Here is a 6,834-nt window from a genome sequence, read left to right as displayed (position 1 = left end):
GAATTTGCTTGGCGACCATAGCGTTATGGACCCACCTGACTCCATGCCGAACTCAGTAGTGAAACGTAACAGCGCCGATGGTAGTGTGGGGTCTCCCCATGTGAGAGTAGGACATCGCCAGGCTTCCAATTTAAGTGTGGAGCGGTAGTTCAGTTGGTTAGAATACCGGCCTGTCACGCCGGGGGTCGCGGGTTCGAGTCCCGTCCGCTCCGCCACTTCTTAGAGAAACCTCAGTCGAAAGGCTGAGGTTTTTTGCTATCTGCGATTCCAGAATAGTTCTGCTCACTTTGGGCCGTCGCGCCAGAGGTAGCTGCCACTTATCGTGTGCTAACAGAGATCCTTTTTACATATCTTCCTCAGTTCTACTTATTTATGGTTTAAGTTTTTTAAGGACTATCTTGAATTCGTGATTCGACTTGGCAGGTTTTTTGTCGAAGGACAAGTAGGAAGATGACTCGATACTATTTAAAGCCCTGCTGGTTCAGCAGGGCTTTGTCGTTTAAGCACTATTGGTCGCTAGAGGCCTTTTTATACTCATGTGCTTTTGCTGCCTGATAAACAGAGCGCAGGCTATGAGGAGGGTAAAGAATTCGGCGAGAGGAAGCGCAGTAAGGAAGTGCTGGTCTTTAAAGAAAAGAACCAAACCGAAGATCAGTGAAACAGGCAGTACCAATCCTCGACTCAACGCGATGGCTGCTGATTGTTTTGGCAGTTGCATTGCGGTGAAGTAAGCGGAAATAAGAACGTTAATTCCGCTTAGCATCAGGCATGGCCAAATGATGGCGATGTAACTGAGAGCGTGTGAAGATGCTTTCTCATCCAAATCTGTCAGGAAAAGCTCGGTCACTGTATCTGGTTTTACAAGGCATAGATAAACCAAGGCACTGCTAATAATTATGATTGTGGTTGCGGCGAGTGCCATGAAACGATTGATACGGTGTAGGTTACCCGCCCCTTTGTTTTGACTGACTAAAATATGGATAGCATCGACCACGCCATAGAACATCATCATGCTGACGAACAGAATGTAGTTGGCAATCGAAAAACCTGCGACCGCTTCCTGGCCGCCATTTTTCATCAATAACCAATGTACGGTGAAGATAACGATACCCACTGAAATTTCATTAATGAATTCCGAAGCGCCATTGATAAGCGCGCTCACAAACTTCCTTATCTCTAATCCTGCTTTAGAGAGTGACAAGGTTCTCGAAGGTTTCGCGAAATAGAAAATAAGCACCGACAGCTGTAGTAACTGTGCAAAGGTTGTCGCCCACGCAGCCCACTCTATCCCAAGTCCCAGTACTCCCAGGAAAACGTAATCAAGAGTGATGTTGGTCGCTGCGCCTATCATAAGCGCGGCGGTTGCTAGCATTGGGAAACCATCAGCGCGTACAAAATAATAGAGCACCATGGTGGTCAGCTGGACAATCATACAGACGGCGAGAACACTGAAATAGCGCTCCATGAGCGGATGTAGTGAAACCGGTGCGCCTAGAAAGTAAAAGAGTTCTGTGCTGAATATTGAGCTGATAATCGCCATCGACGCACTGAACCCAAATGCGCCTAACATAGCCTGCGTGAAGGCTGCATTGGCTTTATCAAGTTCGTCCTTGCCTATATGTTCCCCTGCTTGAACAGTTCCGCCAATTGCAATCATCAAAGACACGGCGAAAACAAACGTGATGTAAGGAATGAGCAGATTGATGGCGGCCAGTGCGTCGGCACCCAGAAATCTGCCGACGAACATCCCATCAACAATACTGGCGCTTGATATAGCAACGAGACCAATGAATGAAGGGATGGCGAAATAGAAGAAGGTCGGGACTATCGGTGCGTCCAACACACGGTTCTTGGAAGTCATAATCTTTGTATAGAGAGAATAATGGACAGTAATGATGCGTGAAGAGAAAACTATCTTCACGTGCAATAAAGGTGATGTGGGACTTACCTTATGGCGTGTTGTAACAATAGTAACTTTTAGTGTAATGAGAATTAATATCAATTAGGATCCTTGGCCTTATCAGATTAAACGCCATTCAGGCGCGCTTGGTATAAGGCGAGGGAAACGTGAGTCAGATAGCCAGCAACATCGCAGAGAAAGCATCCTTTCAAGCATTCTTTAACTGTTACCTGAAAGAGGTCGATGCTGGAGATTGGTCTCCCGCTTCACGCTGGCAGATGTCGGTGGGTCGATTGGGGGATGTGGCAAAAGACAAGTGGATTGTCGAGATTTCACTGCCACACTTGGCAGGAAAGCTTGCCGTAAACGTTGAATACCGCTCATTGGTGGGGAATCACCAATTTGGCAAAGTACTGATTCAAGTTGATAAGTTCTCTTGGAAGGTGATCTCAGAGACGCATGCTTTACAACAACTGATCGAAGGGATCTTCCACGCGAAGTCAGCCGCTTTTGAATGCAAGCAAGAGCTCATGCTCCGTGTGATTGAAAGCCAGAGATTAATGACGCAATACATTGAAGAGCGTCGTGGTGATCCATCGCTCAGCAAGCCAAATTTCATTGACGCTGAACAATCATTGCTTTTTGGTCACTGGCAACACCCCACACCGAAAAGTCGTCAGGGAATGCTGGAATATCACCATGCATTCTATGCACCTGAAACAAAAGGGCGCTTTCCCCTTCACTACTTCAGTATTGATCGCGCTCTGATCAAGCAACGGTCAGCAATCCCGTTAACCGCAGAAGAAGTGATCACTGAATCTTTGCCTGCAGCGGCGGATAAACCAGAAACCCATATTGTGGTTCCCATGCATCCCCTTCAAGCGCAGTGGCTTCTTCATCAAAATGATATCCGAGAGTTGATAAAGGCAGGTGATATTAAGGATTTGGGAAGTTATGGCCCAGAGTTTACTGCTACATCTTCTGTGCGCTCTCTCTATCACCCGAATCTGGATTGGATGTACAAATTCTCCCTGCCAGTAAAAATCACCAACTCACTGCGTGTTAACAAACGCCATGAGTTGGATGCTGGTGTGGTCATGGCGACCTTATATCGCAAAACGGGTTTCAGTGAGCGCCATGCTTGCTTCAAGGTCATTACTGATCCCGCATACATCACAGTCGATTTGTCTGGTCAGGAAGAAAGTGGTTTTGAAGTCATCATCCGCGAGAATCCTTTCCCTGAAGGCAATGATCAAGATGTTGTTACCATCGCGGCATTGACTCAGTCTCCAATGCCAGGTGAAAGCTCAATGCTTTATGACGTCATCAGCAAGCTTGCGAACCGAAATGAAGCAGATTACCTGCGCATTGCCATCAAGTGGTTTGCCAAATACTGGGAATGCGCCATAGAACCAATGATTGCGCTTTATGACGAACATGGAATTGCGCTTGAAGCTCACCAGCAAAACAGTGTGATTGAGATGAAAGAGGGGCTTCCTTCGGTTTATTACTTCCGTGATAACCAGGGCTTCTACCTTTCCAAAGCGTATCGTGGATATCTGGCAACCATGGAGCCGGATTCTGTCACCGTAGACTCTCTCTATTTCGATGACGATGTTATCTGCGATCGTTTTGCTTATTACCTGTTCATCAACCATCTGTTCTCCATTATTGGCCGCATGGGAGCAGATGGTCTGGTTGAAGAGCGAATCCTTATCAGCTTCGTTCAGCAGAGGCTTTATGCGCTGAGAAACACCCTTTCCGGTGCGGGAAAACTGTTTGTCGAAAAGCTGCTGTCAGAATCAGCTATCCCGGTAAAAGCTAACTTGTTAACCCGTGTTCATGATGTTGATGAACTGCTGGCAGACAACGAACAAGCTATCTACTGCACGATTTCCAACCCGCTTGTGATGACTTGTCTGGAAGAACCGATGGAGGTGAGTTATGCCTCTGCCTAATAGCCAGAACTTGTCAGCGATTGAAAGAGTCATCAAGCAACTGTTAGAAGCAGTACTGTTTGAAAATTGCGTTGAAGTCTCTGATAAAGAGGGGAAATTCGCTTGGAAGCTCGGGGGAAGAGAATATCTCATCTCGGGTCAGCGAGGCGCATTTGGTCGCTATCGACTCGATATTCAGTCGCTATGTATTGATGGTGTTCGAGCCAATGTTGCTGCGCATTGGCAGCAGATCATTGAAGATTTGCCTGCAACAGAGAAAACCAAATACGCGCTTGCCGAAGAGTTCTCACAAACAGCTGCCCTTTGCGAATGGAACCGCCGACATGTTAGTAAGCCTGAATCCCGTCGCTACCAGGATTTTGAAATCTTGGAAGGCTCGCTTGATGAAGGACATCCTTACCATCCTTCCTTCAAGGCTCGTACCGGATTCAGTGCAGCAGATCACGAGGCTTACGGCCCAGAATCTTCCAAGCCCTTTTACCTTTGTTGGCTGGCCGTTAAGCGCACCCACATCAAACAAAATTTACCACAACCCCATGACGCTTTCTGGCTCAAAGAGCTTGGTCGCACACAATGGTTAAGACTGTCTGGGGCATTGAGTGCGCATGACAAAAGTTGGGATGAATATTCGCTGTTGCCCATGCATCCATGGCAATGGCAACAGTTGAAGCAAGAACAATTGCTTGAGCCACTTGCTGATCAAACCCTCATATTTCTGGGCTTGGGAGCTGATCAATACACCGCATCGCAATCTGTTCGCACCTTAATGAATGCAAGCTATTCCGATAGAGCCAATATCAAATTGCCTTTGAGCATGGTGAATACCTCATCGAAGCGTACATTGGCACCGCACTCTATTTGTCTGGCGCCTGTGGTTTCTTCTTGGCTTAACCGGATTATTGAAAGTGACTTCGAACTGTCGGCGCTCTCTATTTTGGAAGAGTACGCAGGTGCCCGTTTCCATGTGCCAGGGATGACATCTGAAACGTCTCCGTTGGCTTCAGAAGTTGCTGTTATCTTCCGCGAAAGTTTGCAGCCAAAATTGCGTGAGGGTGAGTCAGCGATTCCCTTCAACGCATTAATGATGCTTGAAGACGATGGCTTACCTTTCATTGCTGGCTGGGTAGAAACCTATGGTTTGAATATCTGGTTGAGCCGTTTAATCGATGTCGTAGTGCTACCTGTGTGGCATCTATTGGTTAAACACGGCATTGGTATTGAACCTCATGGTCAGAACATGGTGTTGGTTCATCGTGATGGCTGGCCGGAACGAGTCATAGTGCGGGATTTCCATGAAAGCGTGGAGTACCACATGCCATTCTTGGCCAATCCGGAATGGTTACCAGACTTTGCTTCCATTGAACCTTTCCTCGCAGATGCTCCTATCGATGACTACTACGGCATGAGTTCGGTGGAGTTATTGCGTGAATTGGTGATGGACACCCTCTTTATTTACAGCCTGACAGAGGTCTCTTTTCTTATAGAAAAAAGCTATGGCATGAGCGAACAAAGCTTTTGGAACATGGTAGGCCAAAAGCTCGAAGACTATGCCGATGACCACCCAGAACTTGATAGCCGCTTGCAGCAACTTGGTTACACCGAGGCACAGGTTCTGACGGAGTCTCTGATGACCCGAAAGTTCAAAGGTAGTCAGGCTGAGTGTCACCACACGGTGCCTAATCCATTTCATAAATATTCTCAAAAATAGGGACGTTATGATTTACGTAAATGATGACTTTTTCAGTCATGAATTCTTTGAGCGCAGTAACGAAGCATTCCGCTCACACCCTGAACTTGGCAGCTGCGCAGGGAAGCGCTTTGCTGTATGCACAGAAGATCCAGCTTATCTGCTGGCGGTGTGTTTATACCTGAAAGCCAATGGCGGCTCTTTTTACCCTATTTTCGCACCGACGCCCCGTCTTGCTGCCAAACGATTAGCAACACGCGCCCAGTGCCACGTCCTGCTATTTGAACAAGGGCAACCTGCGATGTCGATTCAGCGGGAAGGTGATGATGACTTGGCTGTGCTGGTGCAAACCAGTTCCGGTACCACCGGTGAACCAAAGGTGATCACCCGAAGCTGGTCTTCAATCGACGAAGAAGTAGAAAGCTACGTCGCGAAGTTCAAAAAGCCGAACAAGATGACGCCACTGATTGCCTGCCCGATCACCCATTCCTATGGCTTGATTGCTGGCGTATTTGTGGCACTGAAGCGTGGTCAATCGCCAGTCATCATTAACAACATTAACCCGAAATTCCTGCTGAAAAAGCTGATGACGACGCCGGATCATTTGCTGTATTCGTCCCCTGCATTGATTCACTCAGTGGTACAGCTTTACCCAAAAGGCCAACAACTGAATGCCGTGATGACCTCGGGCACTGTGCTACCCAAAGCCTGGTTTGAGTCACTGCGTGAAAAAGCCAAGCATGTCTTCCAGCAATATGGCTGCTCAGAAGCTGGCTGTATTGCCATTAATTCGGATACCAAAGCGGCGAATCACATCGGTACCCCGCTCGGACATCTCAAGGTCAATGCCGGTATCGACACTTCAAGACCGGGAGAGATCGTGGTGCAAAAAGGGGATGACATCATCTTTACCAAAGATCTGGGCTATTTCGATGAGCAGGGTCAGTTGATCTTCGTTTCCCGAGCCGACGACATGATTAATGTCTCTGGCCTGAATGTGTACCCACAGGACGTTGAGAACGTGGTACTTGAGATCGCAGAGATCTCCGAAGCTGTGGTATTCAAACGCTCGGATCCGCTATCCGGTGAGCGGGTCTGCCTGCAGTTTGTTGCAAGCGATGCGCTTGAGCCAAGCCGGATCCGAAAGTGGTGTTCGACACGGCTGGCTTCCTATCAACTGCCCGTCGATATTGAACAGTGCACAGTGATTGAAAAGATGGCCAACGGAAAAATCAACCGTAACGTGCTGTCTCAAAGCAAAATTTCCATTCCAGCGATAGGTTAAGGAG

The 6,834-nt window shown here is 47.7% G+C and carries 4 protein-coding genes, 1 tRNA gene and 1 rRNA gene; 5 read left to right on the top strand and 1 reads right to left on the bottom strand.

Annotated elements, in window-relative coordinates; translation table 11 throughout:
* The first annotated feature begins 7 nt into the window (after positions 1 to 7).
* Together rrf and G5S52_RS22175 are read left to right on the top strand one after the other, a co-directional pair.
* A 5S ribosomal RNA gene (gene rrf / locus G5S52_RS22180) occupies positions 8 to 123 on the top strand.
* Between the two features lie 15 nt (positions 124 to 138).
* A tRNA-Asp gene (locus G5S52_RS22175) sits at positions 139 to 215 on the top strand.
* A gap of 284 nt (positions 216 to 499) precedes the next feature.
* Here G5S52_RS22175 and G5S52_RS22170 read toward each other — a convergent pair.
* Positions 500 to 1,843: an MATE family efflux transporter gene (locus tag G5S52_RS22170; RefSeq protein ID WP_368737491.1), complete on the bottom strand. Its 1,344-nt coding sequence runs from the start codon at positions 1,841 to 1,843 to the stop codon at positions 500 to 502.
* A gap of 224 nt (positions 1,844 to 2,067) precedes the next feature.
* Between G5S52_RS22170 and G5S52_RS22165 the strand changes: the two genes are divergently transcribed.
* Genes G5S52_RS22165 through G5S52_RS22155 form a run of 3 tightly spaced genes read left to right on the top strand, consistent with a single transcriptional unit; the run spans position 2,068 to position 6,830 of the window.
* A complete protein-coding gene (locus G5S52_RS22165) occupies positions 2,068 to 3,858 on the top strand; it encodes an IucA/IucC family protein (protein ID WP_165018564.1) in 1,791 nt (596 codons plus the stop codon).
* Positions 3,845 to 5,566: an IucA/IucC family protein gene (locus tag G5S52_RS22160; RefSeq protein ID WP_165018562.1), complete on the top strand. Its 1,722-nt coding sequence runs from the start codon at positions 3,845 to 3,847 to the stop codon at positions 5,564 to 5,566. The genes G5S52_RS22165 and G5S52_RS22160 overlap by 14 nt, the downstream gene beginning before the upstream one ends.
* 7 nt (positions 5,567 to 5,573) lie before the next feature.
* Positions 5,574 to 6,830 (top strand): AMP-binding protein, encoded by a 1,257-nt coding sequence (locus G5S52_RS22155; RefSeq protein WP_165018560.1) that lies wholly within the window; start codon positions 5,574 to 5,576, stop codon positions 6,828 to 6,830.
* Positions 6,831 to 6,834 lie beyond the last annotated feature (4 nt).

It is taken from the genome of Grimontia sedimenti, from assembly GCF_011045095.1.
GTDB classification, from domain to species: domain Bacteria; phylum Pseudomonadota; class Gammaproteobacteria; order Enterobacterales; family Vibrionaceae; genus Enterovibrio; species Enterovibrio sedimenti.
The sequence above is the reverse complement of the archived record's forward strand: the minus strand, read 5'-3'. Positions and strand labels throughout refer to the sequence as shown.

Excerpts from the sequence above, each read along its gene's own strand:
- G5S52_RS22160 (WP_165018562.1), top strand. The coding sequence starts at position 3,845 with ATGCCTCTGCCTAATAGCCAGAACTTGTCAGCGATTGAAAGAGTCATC.
- G5S52_RS22155 (WP_165018560.1), top strand. The coding sequence starts at position 5,574 with ATGATTTACGTAAATGATGACTTTTTCAGTCATGAATTCTTTGAGCGC.